11 protein-coding genes and 4 pseudogenes are annotated in these 14,511 nt (G+C 60.0%); 2 read left to right on the plus strand and 13 right to left on the minus strand.

All coding sequences use genetic code 11. From position 1 onward, the window contains the following. Positions 1–72 precede the first annotated feature (72 nt). The 7 genes from AABM55_RS05580 to AABM55_RS05610 all read right to left on the minus strand — a co-directional run bounded on the left by AABM55_RS05580 (position 73) and on the right by AABM55_RS05610 (position 9,806). Entirely contained in the window at positions 73–708 is a 636-nt protein-coding gene (locus tag AABM55_RS05580; RefSeq protein WP_347929028.1) for a lysoplasmalogenase, read from the minus strand. A 2-nt stretch (positions 709–710) separates the two neighbouring features. After that, complete coding sequence (locus AABM55_RS05585) at positions 711–1,103, minus strand: protease inhibitor I42 family protein (RefSeq protein WP_054595832.1); 393 nt, start codon at positions 1,101–1,103, stop codon at positions 711–713. 264 nt (positions 1,104–1,367) lie between these two features. Continuing rightward, the gene (locus tag AABM55_RS05590) at positions 1,368–1,970 is read right to left on the minus strand and encodes a hypothetical protein (protein WP_347929029.1); all 603 of its coding nucleotides are present in this window, start codon (positions 1,968–1,970) and stop codon (positions 1,368–1,370) included. A 116-nt stretch (positions 1,971–2,086) separates the two neighbouring features. Beyond that, positions 2,087–4,507: an endopeptidase La gene (gene lon, locus AABM55_RS05595; protein WP_347929030.1), complete on the minus strand. Its 2,421-nt coding sequence runs from the start codon at positions 4,505–4,507 to the stop codon at positions 2,087–2,089. Between the two features lie 669 nt (positions 4,508–5,176). Then, entirely contained in the window at positions 5,177–5,548 is a 372-nt protein-coding gene (locus tag AABM55_RS05600; RefSeq protein ID WP_347929031.1) for a DUF6124 family protein, read from the minus strand. Positions 5,549–5,926: 378 nt separating this feature from the next. Continuing rightward, a complete protein-coding gene (locus AABM55_RS05605) occupies positions 5,927–8,338 on the minus strand; it encodes a glucose/quinate/shikimate family membrane-bound PQQ-dependent dehydrogenase (protein ID WP_347929032.1) in 2,412 nt (803 codons plus the stop codon). Between the two features lie 85 nt (positions 8,339–8,423). After that, complete coding sequence (locus AABM55_RS05610; protein WP_347929033.1) at positions 8,424–9,806, minus strand: carbohydrate porin; 1,383 nt, start codon at positions 9,804–9,806, stop codon at positions 8,424–8,426. 344 nt (positions 9,807–10,150) lie between these two features. Between AABM55_RS05610 and AABM55_RS05615 the strand changes: the two genes are divergently transcribed. After that, the gene (locus AABM55_RS05615) at positions 10,151–10,381 is read left to right on the plus strand and encodes a VF530 family DNA-binding protein (protein ID WP_019693422.1); all 231 of its coding nucleotides are present in this window, start codon (positions 10,151–10,153) and stop codon (positions 10,379–10,381) included. Positions 10,382–10,390: 9 nt separating this feature from the next. Then, positions 10,391–11,071, plus strand: coding sequence for a Pr6Pr family membrane protein (locus AABM55_RS05620; RefSeq protein ID WP_347929034.1), 681 nt, complete (start codon positions 10,391–10,393; stop codon positions 11,069–11,071). A gap of 152 nt (positions 11,072–11,223) precedes the next feature. Here AABM55_RS05620 and AABM55_RS05625 read toward each other — a convergent pair. The 6 genes and pseudogenes from AABM55_RS05625 to AABM55_RS05650 all read right to left on the minus strand — a co-directional run. Further along, positions 11,224–11,385, minus strand: a pseudogene (locus AABM55_RS05625) (SIP domain-containing protein); the annotation flags it as partial. Between the two features lie 232 nt (positions 11,386–11,617). Beyond that, positions 11,618–11,779: pseudogene (locus AABM55_RS05630) on the minus strand (SIP domain-containing protein); the annotation flags it as partial. A 232-nt stretch (positions 11,780–12,011) separates the two neighbouring features. Then, positions 12,012–12,173, minus strand: a pseudogene (locus AABM55_RS05635) (SIP domain-containing protein); the annotation flags it as partial. Between the two features lie 232 nt (positions 12,174–12,405). Beyond that, positions 12,406–12,567: pseudogene (locus AABM55_RS05640) on the minus strand (SIP domain-containing protein); the annotation flags it as partial. Positions 12,568–12,799: 232 nt separating this feature from the next. After that, positions 12,800–13,585, minus strand: a complete 786-nt coding sequence (locus tag AABM55_RS05645) for a siderophore-interacting protein (protein WP_347929035.1) — start codon at positions 13,583–13,585, stop codon at positions 12,800–12,802. Beyond that, positions 13,582–14,160: a PadR family transcriptional regulator gene (locus AABM55_RS05650; protein WP_347929036.1), complete on the minus strand. Its 579-nt coding sequence runs from the start codon at positions 14,158–14,160 to the stop codon at positions 13,582–13,584. The genes AABM55_RS05645 and AABM55_RS05650 overlap by 4 nt, the downstream gene beginning before the upstream one ends. Between the last annotated feature and the right edge of the window lie 351 nt (positions 14,161–14,511).

Below are 14,511 nucleotides of genomic sequence, written 5' to 3' on the forward strand. Positions count from 1 at the left end.
AGCTAAAAACGCATTGACTGTTTTTAGGGCCGCTACGCGCCCCAACGGGGGCAAGCCCCCTCGCCACAGGGTTCAGCGCGGTTTCTGGTGGAACGCCGACGCGGTAATCCCCCATTGCCCCAGCCAGTAGCTGAGGATGATCACGTAGGGCGCAGCCTCGAACGGCACGACAAAACGGCTGATGCCGATCACGCTGTCGGAGAACACAAACGCCAGCGCGCCAGCAGCCGCCAACAGCGCCGAACGCTTGGGCACGTCGCTGCCCAAACGGGCCAGGGCGCGCCAGAGCATGGCGCTGATGGCCACGCCGTAGACGATCACCGGAACCAGCAACGGTCCCAGGCCATGGCTGATCAGGATCCCCAGCTGCACGGCACCGACGCCTAGCGCGAAGATCAGCGGCGCCAGCGCCAGGCGTCGGCAATCACTCAAGTAGGCTTTCAAGTACACCAGGTGCGCCACCAGAAACGCGCCGAGGCCAAACACAAACAAATCCCCCGGCCACGCCAGCAGCACATCGCCGAGCACGGAAAACATCAGGCCAAGGCTGATCCAGCGCCGATAGTCGCTGGGCGGCGCGTCGTGCAGCCAGCCGAGCAGCGCCAACACCGGCAACGGTTTGACCACTAGGCACAGCAACGCGGCGTGCACGCTCACTCCGTAGAGAAACGTTACCGCGCCCATCAGCGCCAGAATCAGCCAGCCCATGATCAGTTAACCGAAATCGCGCAGTCGAAGGTTTGCGCGGGTTCGACTTCCGGTTCCCACGGCTGTTGATAAGTCAGGCGCAAACGCCCGTTGCCTGCGGCGAAGGCTTGAAAGCGCCAGGTCGATTGCCCGCCACTGCCCACCAACCCGGTGTTCTCCGGGTTGCTGTAAACCTCGGGGCTGATCGCCCGCAGCACACCGCCAGCCGAATCCTGGATCGCCCAGCGATAACCGGTGGTCGGGTTGCTTGGCAGGGTCAGGATCAGGTGTTGCCCGTTGTTCAGTTGCACCGGGCATTCGCTTTGTTTTTCCACCGTCACGTTGTGTTTCGGTTGAGTGGCGCAGGCGGCCAGCAGGGCGAGGCTCAGGGGCAGAAGCAGACGGGTAGGGGACATTGGATCGGGAACTCCGGTAATCACGACGAACGGCGAGCATAACCGAAGATGAATCAAAGTGTGACGGTCCCGACCGGGACGGCCGAAGGTTTGGCGTCGTGAGTGCTGACGCCATCGCGGGCAAGCCTTGCTCCTACAGATTGTGCGGACCGTAGGAGCAAGGCTTGCCCACGATGGCGATGGTAATGGCGCTACATCACTGTCAGAACAACACCTTCGCCACATCCGCAAAGTGCATGGCTGTTTTTCAGAGGAGAGTTGGTGTCACTCAACTGTTACGAGCAAGTCGTCACTCCACCGCGAAGTATGCTCTTTAAATATTTGCCTGCATTTGAGTACATAGGGGCCGGGCATCAAAGACCATTTTGGGGTTGCCTCCCACCATCCCGCTCCATCGGTGTTAGTTGTGGTGTGATAAGTGAGGGCAGGAGGGGTAGTTTTTGTCAGTTCAATTTCAATATTGGTGTTTATGTAAAGACCGGTGCCTTTAATCATTTGTTCGTGCTGATGCAGTGAATCTCCAGCGATGGGCTTAGTAATGACCGGCAGCGCGAGCAATTTCGTGAAGAAAACCTTTTCGCTTGGCTCCGACATTTCGGGTGGCCAATATTGTTCCTGCTTGGCACGAAACCAGAGCTCTCTAGGGATCTCGGCGCCCTTATCGATGACAGGGTATTGCCAGTGTCCATCCGACTTCACCTCCGTCTTTTTTATCCATGGACTCTCATGCCCGTCGAGGAAGTTTGATTCCATTAAAATTGCAGCACCTGCTTTGCCCGTCCCCTCCAGTATCAGCGTATCAATCTTGTCTCCTTCTTTTGGGTTCAAGATAACGGGAGGGGTTAATGCAATGATTTTCTCTTCCATGATTGCTCACTCTTGAATGCGGGGGTGAGCAACCGTTTTATCAGCCCAGAAGGTAAGCGCCACCTGTTAGAAATACCAGTTCCGACAGGTGGCGTTAATGAACAGTGCATCAGGTGTCAGAACAACACCTTCGCCACATCCGCAAAGCGCTTGGCGAAGTGCACGGTGATCCCTTCCTTCAGGTAATCCGGGAGTTCCTCAAAACTGCCACGGTTCGGTTCGGGCAAGATCAGTTCGAAGATCTTCTGCCGCCGCGCCGCGATCACCTTCTCGCGGACCCCGCCAATCGGCAGCACGTGCCCGGTCAGCGTCAGTTCACCGGTCATGGCCACGCCTTTTTTCGGCGGCTGGTTGCGCGCCAGTGAGAGCAGGGCGCTGGCCATGGTTACGCCGGCGCTTGGGCCATCTTTCGGTGTTGCACCTTCTGGCACGTGGAGGTGGATGAAGGCTTCGTCGAAGAACTTCGCGTCGCCACCGAATTGCTTGAGGTGCGAGCTGACGTAGCTGTAGGCGATCTCGGCCGATTCCTTCATCACATCGCCCAGTTGCCCGGTGAGCTTGAAGCCGCGGTTGAGGGTGTGAATGCGCGTGGCTTCGATCGGCAAGGTTGCGCCGCCCATGCTGGTCCAGGCCAGGCCGGTGATGACCCCGGTGCCGGACAGCACTTGTTCGTTGCGAAACACCGGCATGCCGAGTGAGGCTTCGAGGTCTTTGGGGCCGATCTTGATCACAGCTTTCGGTTCGTCGATCAGCTTCACCACCGCTTTGCGCACCAGTTTGCCCAGTTGTTTTTCCAACTGGCGTACCCCGGCTTCGCGGGCGTAACCGTCGATCAGGGCTTTCAGCGCGCTGTCGCTGATGGACAGGCTGGTTTTCGACACCCCGGCTTTCTCAAGCTGTTTTGGCCACAGGTGACGCTTGGCAATGGCGACCTTTTCTTCGGTGATGTAACCCGACAGGCGAATCACTTCCATCCGGTCGAGCAACGGACCTGGAATCGAGTCCAGGGTGTTGGCGGTGCAGACGAACAGCACTTTCGACAGGTCCAGACGCAGGTCCAGGTAATGGTCGAGGAATTCGACGTTCTGTTCCGGGTCGAGGGTTTCCAGCAGCGCCGAGGCCGGGTCGCCCTGGAAGCTTTGGCCCATCTTGTCGATTTCGTCGAGCATGATCACCGGGTTCATCACTTCAACGTCTTTCAACGCCTGGACCAGTTTGCCCGGCAGCGCGCCGATGTAGGTGCGGCGGTGGCCCTTGATCTCGGCTTCATCGCGCATACCGCCGACGCTGAAGCGATAGAACGGTCGCCCCAGCGACTCGGCGATGGATTTACCGACGCTGGTCTTGCCCACGCCCGGCGGGCCGACCAGCAACACGATGGAGCCGGCGATCTCACCTTTGTAGGCGCCGACTGCAAGGAATTCGAGGATCCGGTCCTTGATGTCGTCGAGCCCGGCGTGGTGTTGGTCGAGGACTTTGCGCGCGTGTTTGAGGTCGAGTTTGTCCTCGCCATAAACGCCCCACGGCACCGCTGTCGCCCACTCCAGGTAGTTGCGGGTGACGGCGTATTCCGGCGAGCCGGTTTCGAGGATCGACAGCTTGTTCATTTCCTCTTCGATGCGTTTCTGTGCCTGTGGCGGCAGGACCTTGCCCACCAGCCGCTGCTCGAACTGCTCGACGTCGGCGCTGCGGTCGTCCTTGGTCAGCCCCAGTTCCTGCTGGATGACCTTAAGTTGTTCCTTGAGGAAAAACTCGCGCTGGTGCTCGCCGATCTTGCGGTTCACCTCGGCAGAGATTTCTTTCTGCAAGCGCGCGACTTCGACTTCCTTGCGCAGCATCGGCAGGACTTTTTCCATGCGCTTGAGCATTGGCACGCAGTCGAGCACTTCTTGCAGCTCGCTGCCGGTGGCCGAGGTCAGGGCGGCGGCGAAGTCGGTCAGTGGCGACGGATCGTTGGGGCTGAAGCGGTTGAGGTAGTTTTTCAGCTCTTCGCTGTACAGCGGGTTGAGCGGCAGCAGTTCCTTGATCGCGTTGATCAGCGCCATGCCGTAGGCCTTGACCTCATCGGTCGGCTCGCTTGGCTGGTGCGGGTATTCGACTTCCACCAGGTACGGTGGGCGATGGTGCTTGAGCCAGGTCTTGAGGCGTACGCGGGTCAGGCCCTGGGCGACGAATTGCAGTTTGCCGTTTTCGCGGCTGGCGTGATGGATCTTCACCAGGGTGCCGTAAAGCGGCAGGGCGGAGGTGTCGAAGTGCCGTGGGTCTTCCTGCGGGGTGTCCATGAAGAACAGCGCGAGCGAGTGATGTTCGGATTTGGCGACCAGGTCGAGGGTTTCGGCCCAGGGTTCTTCGTTGACGATCACCGGCAGTACTTGCGCGGGGAAGAACGGGCGGTTGTGAATCGGGATGATGTAGACCTTGTCCGGCAGGTTCTGGCCGGGCAGGGCCAGGCCTTTGCCTGTTGAGGTGGGGTGTTCGGCGTTTTCGGGGTCGGCGTAGTCGCTCGGGTTTTCCGGGAATTCTTGCTGGTCGCTCATGGGGCACCTGCGCAATGGGGTATGAGGGATAGATGGGGCAGGTGGTGGGTGGTTTCAATGGGGGGCGGTTGTTAGCGGGTGTTTCATAGAGTGTATTCACCCAACTATTGTAGGAGCCGAGCTTGCTCGCGATGGCGGCCTGATAGCCGGCCAACCTCTTGCAGGTGTACATATCCATTCCTGCGGTAACGGCCACTTGGGGTTTCGCCTGACGGCGACTCACTTTTTTTACAAGCGCCTAAAAAAAGTAAGCAAAAAAACGCTCGCCCCAAGCGTACGGCACCTCGCCTAGGCTCGGCGTTCCCTCACTCCGGTGTCCATCAGGGGGCATCGCCTACGGTCTGCTTCGCGACGACCTCCTCTCGATGTGTCCGGCTGCGCCGTACGGCGCTGCGCGCCAACCCCCTGATGAACACCTGCGCTCGGCCTGCCGAAGGGGCGGGTGGATCAAGATCAACAGCAAAGCACGGCGGCCTGCCGGCCGGCCTGAGTGGTAAGAGCGCGTACGGCTTGGATCTCGTTCTCACGCGTAGCAAAGGAATGCATCCTGTGACGCTCTGCGTCACGATTCGTGAGCTGAGGCAGAGCGTGGGAACGACCGCAATCATTCGCGGATGTACATCAATCAAAACGGTGGGGCGGGCCGGGCGGCCCTCCCACCGTCGGGTGTTACGGCGCTTCTGGCTGATCGAAATTATCCAGTGCCCGATTAACCAATAGTTCCCCCAACGAGATCATCTGCTGAATCGCCAGCGCCACATGTCGGCGCGTGCCTTCCAGCTCGAATGCCAAATCGCTGGCCAGTACATTGACCGAGGCGAAGGTTTCCGAGGCATGCGCCAGCAGGGTTTCGTTATCCAGATCAGGGATGACCGCGAAGATGTTGGAGGGGCGTTTGTCGGGCAGGTTGCCCTTGTCGAACGGTGGTTTGAGGTAGTGATCCAGCGCCCGCTCGGCAGCGTCGTGGAGTTTTTTGGAGTCGGTGGAGGCGTAAGGGGAAGTGCTTGGGGCTTCTGGGAAATCGGGGGTGACTTTGTGCATGGTGACGCTCCTAAGTGCGCCTAGAGTGTGCTCGGACGGTCAAACCCGGTCGCTGAATTGGCAGCGACCACCAAAGACTAGTGATGCGGCTTCCCACCGACAACCTGAAAACCATGTCGGAAGCTTCTCTGAGTCCTACTCATTGGATAAACACACAACCTGTGGCGAGGGGGCTTGCCCCCGCTGGGCTGTGAAGCAGCCCCAAAACCTGCAATCGGGTTTTGTCAGGCACACCCGGTTCGCTGGGTTTGCGAGCGCTTCGCACTCGAGCGGGAGCAAGCTCCCTCGCCACAGTACGGTGTTGTATCAGTGATTTGTGGGCCACAAAAAAGGCGACTACCTCGCGGTAGTCGCCTTCGTTTTAACTGCGGTTAACGCTTATTCCGACAGTTTGTAAGCGATCACATAGTCGCCCATTTTGGTGCCCAGCGAACCATGGCCGCCAACTACCAGCAGCACGTACTGTTTGCCGTCCTTGCCGGTGTAGGTCATCGGTGTGGCCTGGCCGCCGGCCGGCAGGCGCGACTTCCAGAGTTCCTTGCCGTTGTTGACGTCATAGGCGCGCAGATACTGGTCCAGGGTGCCGCTGAGGAAGCCGACGCCGCCGGCGGTGACGATCGAGCCGCCCATGCTTGGCACGCCGATTGGCAGGCCGATAGGCAGTGGCGAGCTGTCGCGGCTGGTGCCGTTCTTGCGTTTCCACACCACGTTGCTGGTGGTCAGGTCGATACCGGCGACGTAGCCCCAGGCCGGAGCCTGGCACGGTACGCCGAATGGCGACATGAACGGGTGCATGGTCACCGCGTATGGCGCGCCGGTGTTGGGTTGGACGCCGGAGGTCTCGCTCTCGCGCTTGCTCCCGGCAGCCACTTCAGCCTGCGGGATCAGTTTGGAGACGAATGCCATGTAGTTCGGGCTGGTGAACAGCATCTGGCGAACCGGGTCGAGCGACACGCTGCCCCAGTTGAACACACCAACGTTACCCGGATAGATCAAGCTGCCCTGCAATGACGGCGGGGTGTACTGGCCTTCGTAGCGCAGTTGCTTGAACTGGATGCGGCAGAGCATCTGGTCGAACGGGCTGGCGCCCCACATGGCCTTCTCGGTCAGATCCGGAGCGAGCAGGTTGAGGTCCGAGCGAGCCTGGGTCGGCGCGGTATGGTCGCCGGTGACTGCGCCTTGCGGCGCCGGCACTTCGCGAATCGGCACGATCGGTGTGCCGTTGCGACGGTCGAGCACATACAGGCTGCCCTGCTTGGTCGGTGCGATCAGCGCCGGCTTGATGCCGTCGGCGGTTTTCATGTCGAGCAGGGTCGGCTGGCTGCCGACGTCCATGTCCCACAGGTCGTGGTGGGTGAACTGGAAGTTCCAGCGCACTTTGCCGGTCGCCAGGTCCAGGGCCACCATGCCGGCGCTGAATTTCTCTGCGCCCGGCGTGCGGTCGGCACCCCACTGGTCAGGCATCTGGTTGCCCAGCGGCAGGTAGACCATGCCGAGTTTCTCGTCGACGCTGGCCAGCGACCACATGTTCGGCGAGTTGCGGGTGTAGGTCTTGCCCGGTGCCAAAGGCTCGGTCGCTTCAGGGTTGCCGCTGTCCCAGTTCCAGACCAGGTGACCGTCGCGGATGTCGAAGGCGCGGATTACGCCCGACGGCTCGTTGGTCGATTCGTTGTCGGTGACGTGGCCGCCCATGATCACCAGATCACGGGTGATCGCTGCCGGCGAGGTCGCGTAGTAGCCACCGGGGGTGAACGGACCGATACCTTGGGTCAGGTCAACCACGCCGTGATCGCCGAAGCCTTCGCAGACTTTGCCGGTGTCGGCGTTCAGGGCGATCAGGCGAGCATCGGCGGTGGGCAGGTAGAGGCGACGCGGACAGGCTTGCGCAACCGCTTTGCCAGCTTCGGAGATGACTGCGGCCGAAGCGTTGTCAGCCTTGGCGTAGGCGTTCTCGTCGTAGTAGGAAACGCCACGGCAGGTCATGTGGGCGAAGCCCTTGAAGCCCACCGGGCTCTTGATCTGCGGGTCGAAGCGCCAGAGTTCCTTGCCGGTGTCCGGGTCCAGCGCCAGCACCTTGCTGTGGGCGGTGCAGGCATAGAGCATGCCGTTGACCTTCAGCGGGGTGTTCTCGTTGGTCAGTTCCACCGGGTCATCGGCGGTCGGCAGGTCGCCGGTGCGGATGCGCCAGGCTTCCTGCAGCTTGCCGACGTTGGCCGGGGTGATCTGTTTCAGCGGCGAGTAGCGGTCGCCGAATTCGGTGCGGCCATAGGCCTGCCACTCGCCTTCGGGCATTGCTGGCGCGGTGCTGGTCATGTCGGCAGTGTCGCGGCCCAACTCGCCCATGATCTCACCCGGGTGGGTGAATTGGCTGGCAACGGCGGTGGCGCCGGCCAGAACCACGGCCACGCTCAGCGCGGCAGTGCCCAGCGGAGCGGCGCCATCACGCAGCAGCGGACGGCGGAACCACGGCAACAGCAGGACTACGCCAAGGGCGAACCACAACGACAGACGTGGCACCAGTTGCCACCAGTCGAGGCCGATTTCCCACAGCGCCCACACCGTACTGGCGAACAGCACCACGGCGTACAGGCCCAATGCTGCACGGCGGGCAGCCAGCAGCAAAATCCCGGTCAGCACCAGGCCGATCCCGGCCAGCAGGTAATACAGCGAGCCGCCGAGCATGCTCAGCTTGATCCCCCCGGCCAGCAAGGCCAGGCCCATTAGCAGAAGCACGATACCGAGCAGGCTCGGTAGCAGGCGGCTTCGACTCAAAGCACCATCAGTGCTCATAGTGTGGTTCTCCGTGACGTTTAAGTAGTCCCGCGCCTGTTCACTGTAGATGACGATCAGGTACGGGCAGGTTTCAGTAAGGGTTTTAGAACGACGATTGCACCTTAATCCCGCCGATCAGCGCGTCATCGACCTCATTCACGCCACCGGGATGGCGGATGTATTGCAGGTTCGGGCGTACGGTCAGCCAGTTGGTTACATGCACGCCGTAATAGAGTTCGGCGCTGTATTCGGTGTCTTGTGGCGGCAGGTAGGACGGGTCGTTGAAGTCGAAGACCGCGTGCGCCTGATTGATTGCCTCGGCGTTTTTGCGGAAGGCCGGGTTGACGTGGACCCGGGCCATGGCGAAGCCGATGTCGTCTTTGCTGCGGGCATCGAACAGGCCTTTGTAGACGACGCCGGCCTGGACATAGTTGTCGACGGCGTTGGTCTTTTTGTCGTGCATCGTGCCGTTGGCAAACACACTCAAGCCTCGCGAGTTATCGCTGGCGCGGCTGGTCAGTTGCTGCTGCACGCCCAGCCAGACGCCGTGCTTGCTCGATGCGCTGCGGTAGGGCTGACCACTCAGGGCGGCGGGTTGGCCGTTGTTGTCCTTGTAGACGTCGGTGGCCTTGGCGCTGCTGTAGTAGTAACCGGCGCGGTATTCGCCCGGCAGGCCATTGAGCTTCGGTGTCCACACCAGCTCCACCGGCAGCACCGTGCCTTGGGTGCCGCTGCCGCTGAGCTTGAAGCCGTTGTCGCGATCCAGGTTCGACGGGTTCTGCTCGTACGCACCGATTTGGGCGTAGAGCTCGGGCGTCAGGTGATATTTGACCCGCAGCGCCCATTGGCTGACTGGCCAGTTGTACCAGATGCCACCGGCCCAGTTACCGACCTGGGAGCCGCAAAACGCCAGGTTCTGGAAGTCGCAGGGGAAGCTGTTGAAGTCTTCGCCTTCGCCAAAACGGCCGGCCTTGATGTCGAGTTTCTGATCGAAGAATTTCTGCTGATACCACATCTGCGTCAGCCGGGTGGTCTGACCACGGCCCCAGACTTCCTGGGCCGAGGTGAAGCCGCCGACACGCGGATCATTGACCCGGTCGTTGCTGATGTTGTTGCCGTTGCGTTCGGTGATGGTCAGCTGAAATTCAGCGTCGTGCCAGCCGAGGATCTTTTGCAGGTCCAGGTGCGTGCCGAGGCCGAACTGGTCGCTGTAGCGCGCGGTGCGATCATGGTCGTAGCCGCCGTGCAGGTTGCTGCCCATCTCGCCGGTGTAGTCGAGCTTGAAGTCGTAGCCTTTTTCCGCGAGTTCGGTGCGTGTGCCGTTCCAGTCGCCGAGCATCCACGGTGAGTCGCTATCGAATGCAGGGGCAGCTTGAGTGCAAGTGGCAAGGCCGAGGGCGCTGAGCCCACCGATCAGGCTTATGGCTTTTCGAGCAGCAATAGTGGGGCGGACAGCGCTGTCTCGCAAAGTCTGAATGTCAGGCATAGAGAAGGAATTCTTGGTCTTTTAGGGGAAGAGAGCTGAACGCTGCGAAGGGAAATCGGGCAGGTGAAGCGATTCAGCTTTTAGGCCTGCAAGGATAATGATCTGTAACAAAGAGAGAAAGGGCTTTTCTTGACATGGATCATTTCGGATTTGGTAACAGTGTGCGGTCATCCTTGAAAAGATCGCAGCCTGTGGCAGCTCCACATCGGAAGGTGAACACCCGCAGGCTGCGAACTTTCAGAGTTCACCTACATTTAACCGATAGCGCACAGAGTCCTTCCACCGCAGGACACCCTCGGCTAAGGTGCGCGGCTTCCTCTACTTTCTTCGTTCAAAGGCCCGGCATGACCGAACAGAACACCAACCCGCTGCACGGCGTGACCCTGGAACAGATCCTTAACACGCTGGTTCAACACTACGAATGGTCGGGGCTGGCCGAGCGCATCGACATTCGCTGCTTCAAGAGCGATCCGAGTATCAAGTCGAGCCTGACCTTCCTGCGCAAAACCCCGTGGGCCCGTGAGAAAGTCGAAAAACTCTACGTGAAGCTGATGCGCACCAAACGTCCGCTCTAAGGAATATAGATGCCCGCCGAGTCGACTCGACTGTCGCCCGTCATGAGCCGTTTTGCCCACTCGGCCGCCGTGCTGGGCTGGCTGGGATTGAGCATTCAGCTGTACCTGGTGTTTTACGGCCGCTGGAGTGTCAGCGCCAGCCAGCTGGGTGGGCTGGTGAGTTACTTCAGTTACTTTACGGTCCTGACCAATACGCTGGTGGCGACGGTGCTGACTTGCGCCGTGACTGCACGTGAGTCGAAGGGCCGTACGTTTTTTTTACAGCCGTGGGTCAGCAGCGGGATTGCCGTGAGCATTACCCTGGTCGGCCTGGCGTACAGCCTGTTGTTGCGGCATTTGTGGCATCCGCAGGGCTGGCAGTTCATTGCCGACGAGTTGTTGCATGACATCATGCCGCTGCTGTTTCTGTTCTATTGGTGGCGGTGCGTACCCAAGGGCACCTTGCGCCTTGGGCACATCGGTTTGTGGGCGATTTACCCGGTGCTGTATTTCGCTTTTACCTTGCTGCGCGGGCACTCGCTGGGGCTTTACCCGTATCCCTTTATTGATGTCGAAAAACTCGGTTATCCCCAGGTGTTCATCAATGCCAGCGGGATATTGCTGGGGTTTGTGCTGATTGCGCTGGTGGTGGTCGGGCTGGATCGCTGGCGCGGGACTGGGGCAGGCCGAGTGGGCATAGATTCAAAGTGAACATCAAATGTGGTGAGGGGGCTTGCCCCCGTTGGGTTGCGCAGCAGCCCTAAACCCATTAAACGCGGTGTGCCAGACAAAGCCCGATTGCAGGTTTTGGGAGTGCTACGCACTCCAACGGGGGCAAGCCCCCTCGCCACAAGTGTTTGTCATTACTCCTCGTCGCTGTCGTCGAGTTTCCAGTAGCCGACGGCTTTCACCTGATCCTGACTCAAACCCTTCTCGTCCAGCAGCACGCGGCGGATCTGTCGTGAGGCTCTGGATTCTGTCGCGATCCACGCATACAACTCGCCACTCGGCATTGGCAGGTGTTTATTGCTGGGCTTTGTGCTGATTGCGCTGGATCGGTGGCGCGGGACGGCGGCAGGCCGAGTGGGCATAGATCCAAAGTGAACATCGATTGTGGCGAGGGAGCTTGCTCCCGCTCGGCGGCGAAGCCGTCGTAAACCGGGTAATGTGGTCTGCCTGATACAACTCGATTGAATGGCTTTGGGGTCGCTTCGCGACCCAGCGGGAGCAAGCTCCCTCGCCACGGGTGTTTGTCGCTTACTCTTCGTCGCTGTCGTCGAGTTTCCAGTAGCCGACGGCTTTCACCTGATCCTGACTCAAGCCCTTCTCGTCCAGCAGCACGCGGCGGATCTGTCGTGAGGCTTTGGACTCTGTCGCGATCCACGCATACAACTCGCCACTCGGCATTGGCAGGTGTTTATTGCTGGGCTTTGTGCTGATTGCGCTGGATCGGTGGCGCGGGACGGCGGCAGGCCGAGTGGGCATAGATCCAAAGTGAACATCGATTGTGGCGAGGGAGCTTGCTCCCGCTCGGCGGCGAAGCCGTCGTAAACCGGGTAATGTGGTCTGCCTGATACAACCCGATTGAATGGCTTTGGGGTCGCTTCGCAACCCAGCGGGAGCAAGCCCCCTCGCCACAAGTGTTTGTCATTTACTCCTCGTCGCTGTCGTCGAGTTTCCAGTAGCCGACGGCTTTCACCTGATCCTGACTCAAGCCCTTCTCGTCCAGCAGCACACGGCGGATCTGTCGTGAGGCTTTGGACTCTGTCGCGATCCACGCATACAACTCGCTACTCGGCATTGGCAGGTGTTTATTGCTGGGGTTTGTGCTGATTGCGCTGGATCGGTGGCGCGGGACGGCGGCAGGCCGAGTGGGCATAGATCCAAAGTGAACATCGATTGTGGCGAGGGAGCTTGCTCCCGCTCGGCGGCGAAGCCGTCGTAAACCGGGTAATGTGGTCTGCCTGATACAACGCGATTGAATGGCTTTGGGGTCGCTTCGCGACCCAGCGGGAGCAAGCTCCCTCGCCACAGGTGTTTGTCGCTTACTCCTCGTCGCTGTCGTCGAGTTTCCAGTAGCCGACGGCTTTCACCTGGTCCTGACTCAAGCCCTTCTCGTCCAGCAGCACGCGGCGGATCTGGCGTGAGGCATTGCACTCTGTCGCGATCCACGCATACAACTCGCCGCTCGGCATTGGCAGGTGTTTATTGCTGGGGTTTGTGCTGATTGCACTGGATCGGTGGCGCGGGACGGCGGCAGGCCGAGTGGGCATAGATCCAAAGTGAACATCGATTGTGGCGAGGGAGCTTGCTCCCGCTCGGCGGCGAAGCCGTCGTAAACCGGGTAATGTGGTCTGCCTGATACAACCCGATTGAATGGCTTTGGGGCTGCTTCGCGACCCAGCGGGAGCAAGCTCCCTCGCCACAGGTGTTTGTCGCTTACTCTTCGTCGCTGTCGTCGAGTTTCCAGTAGCCGACGGCTTTCACCTGATCCTGACTCAAACCCTTCTCGTCCAGCAGCACGCGGCGGATCTGTCGTGAGGCTTTGGATTCTGTGGCGATCCACGCATACAACTCGCCGCTCGGCATTGGCAGTTGTTGCACGGTGCTCAGCAGGTGGTTCTGACCGGCTTCGCGCAAGACCCATATCACCTTGACCTCTGCCTGGCTTTCGAGGACTTGCTGTTCGGCACCGTTCTCGATTTCCACCACCACCAGCGCGCGCCGGTTGGCCGCCAGGCCTTCGAGGCGGCGGGCGATGGCGGGCAGGGCGGTCTCGTCGCCGATCAACAGATAACTGTCGAAGATGTCCGGCACGACCATCGAGCCCCGTGGCCCGCCGATGTGCAGGAACTGGCCGGGTGTGGCCTGTGCTGCCCAGGTCGAGGCGGGGCCATCGCCGTGCAATACGAAGTCGATGTCCAGCTCCAGCGTGTCCAGGTCGTAACGGCGGGGCGTGTAGTCACGCATCGCCGGCAGAGGTCCATTGTCCTTGCCGGCGCCCAGCACCAAAGTTTCCAGAGCGGCGTGTTCCGCAGCGGTTTGCGGGAAAAACAGCTTTACGTGGTCGTCCGTACCGAGGCTGACGAAGCCGGCCAGTTCCGCTCCGCCGAGGGTGATCCGGCGCATGCGCGGGGTCAGGTCGACCACCCGCAGCACTTCCAGGCGACGGCGTTTGAGTTCGTGGCTGACGCGGTGAATGGTTTGCACAATGACTTCAGTCATTCGGCCTTCTCCTGAACAGATTGAACGACAGGGCCATCGACGATGGCTTTGGCGGTGTTGTTGAGCAGGTCACGCACCCGCAGGATTTCCTCCGGGCTCCAGCGGCCGTGATGCATTTGCAAGGCATGCCGCAGGTTGTGCACCGCTTCGTGGATCTCGGCCGGGCGGTCTTGCCCGCGCAACGAACGCTTGCTGACCTCGATGCGCATGCGCACGCCGTCCAGGGCAATGGCCTGCTCGCTTAATGACAGACGTCCGGCGTCGGTGATGCTGTAGCGTTTTTTTCCAGCTTCGGCATCGCCGAGGATCATTTCGCTTTCTTCAAGAAAGGTCAGGGTCGGGTAGATCACGCCGGGGCTGGGGCTGTAGGCGCCATCGAACATGCTTTCGATCTGGCGGATCAGGTCATAACCATGGCACGGCTGCTCGGCGATCAGCGCCAGCAACAGCAGTTTCAGATCGCCGGGGGCGAATACCCGCGGGCCGCGCCCACCGCGTTCGCGGCCGGGGCCAGGGCGTTTTTCGAAGCCGTCACGGCTGTCGCTGTGGTCTCGATGGGAATGATGGTCTCTCATTTTTTCGTCTTCTCTCGTCGTGTTTAGATACAACTTAAGATATATCTTATGGCTTGCGCAAGCGTTCTGGACCAACGGTCGCCATCCTGTCGTCCTTGGGCGGCGCTTAAAGACCACGGGCAATGAATGATGAGTTGATTGCTTTTTTAGAGTAATTGAACTAATTATAAAGTTAATCTGCTGATCATTAACCGAGTGCCGGGAGTTAAGTAGTGCCGGTCTTACAGAAGTTTGGTTAGTTCTTATCTGTGTGCTTTTTTAGTTAGCGCTGTGTGTAGTATTTCTCTGAGGGTAAAGAAGTGCTGTTAGTACTTTTTTGACTTTTCTCCTGCGGCTCGAAAGTCGTTGTTA

The organism is Pseudomonas helvetica (genome assembly GCF_039908645.1).
GTDB classification, from domain to species: domain Bacteria; phylum Pseudomonadota; class Gammaproteobacteria; order Pseudomonadales; family Pseudomonadaceae; genus Aquipseudomonas; species Aquipseudomonas helvetica.

What these genes read in the sequence shown, in the direction of transcription:
- AABM55_RS05580 (WP_347929028.1), bottom strand. Translation starts at nt 708, where the DNA reads ATGGGCTGGCTGATTCTGGCGCTGATGGGCGCGGTAACGTTTCTCTAC.
- AABM55_RS05585 (WP_054595832.1), bottom strand. Translation starts at nt 1,103, where the DNA reads ATGTCCCCTACCCGTCTGCTTCTGCCCCTGAGCCTCGCCCTGCTGGCC.
- AABM55_RS05590 (WP_347929029.1), bottom strand. Translation starts at nt 1,970, where the DNA reads ATGGAAGAGAAAATCATTGCATTAACCCCTCCCGTTATCTTGAACCCA.
- lon (WP_347929030.1), bottom strand. Translation starts at nt 4,507, where the DNA reads ATGAGCGACCAGCAAGAATTCCCGGAAAACCCGAGCGACTACGCCGAC.
- AABM55_RS05600 (WP_347929031.1), bottom strand. Translation starts at nt 5,548, where the DNA reads ATGCACAAAGTCACCCCCGATTTCCCAGAAGCCCCAAGCACTTCCCCT.
- AABM55_RS05605 (WP_347929032.1), bottom strand. Translation starts at nt 8,338, where the DNA reads ATGAGCACTGATGGTGCTTTGAGTCGAAGCCGCCTGCTACCGAGCCTG.
- AABM55_RS05610 (WP_347929033.1), bottom strand. Translation starts at nt 9,806, where the DNA reads ATGCCTGACATTCAGACTTTGCGAGACAGCGCTGTCCGCCCCACTATT.
- AABM55_RS05615 (WP_019693422.1), top strand. Translation starts at nt 10,151, where the DNA reads ATGACCGAACAGAACACCAACCCGCTGCACGGCGTGACCCTGGAACAG.
- AABM55_RS05620 (WP_347929034.1), top strand. Translation starts at nt 10,391, where the DNA reads ATGCCCGCCGAGTCGACTCGACTGTCGCCCGTCATGAGCCGTTTTGCC.
- AABM55_RS05645 (WP_347929035.1), bottom strand. Translation starts at nt 13,585, where the DNA reads ATGACTGAAGTCATTGTGCAAACCATTCACCGCGTCAGCCACGAACTC.
- AABM55_RS05650 (WP_347929036.1), bottom strand. Translation starts at nt 14,160, where the DNA reads ATGAGAGACCATCATTCCCATCGAGACCACAGCGACAGCCGTGACGGC.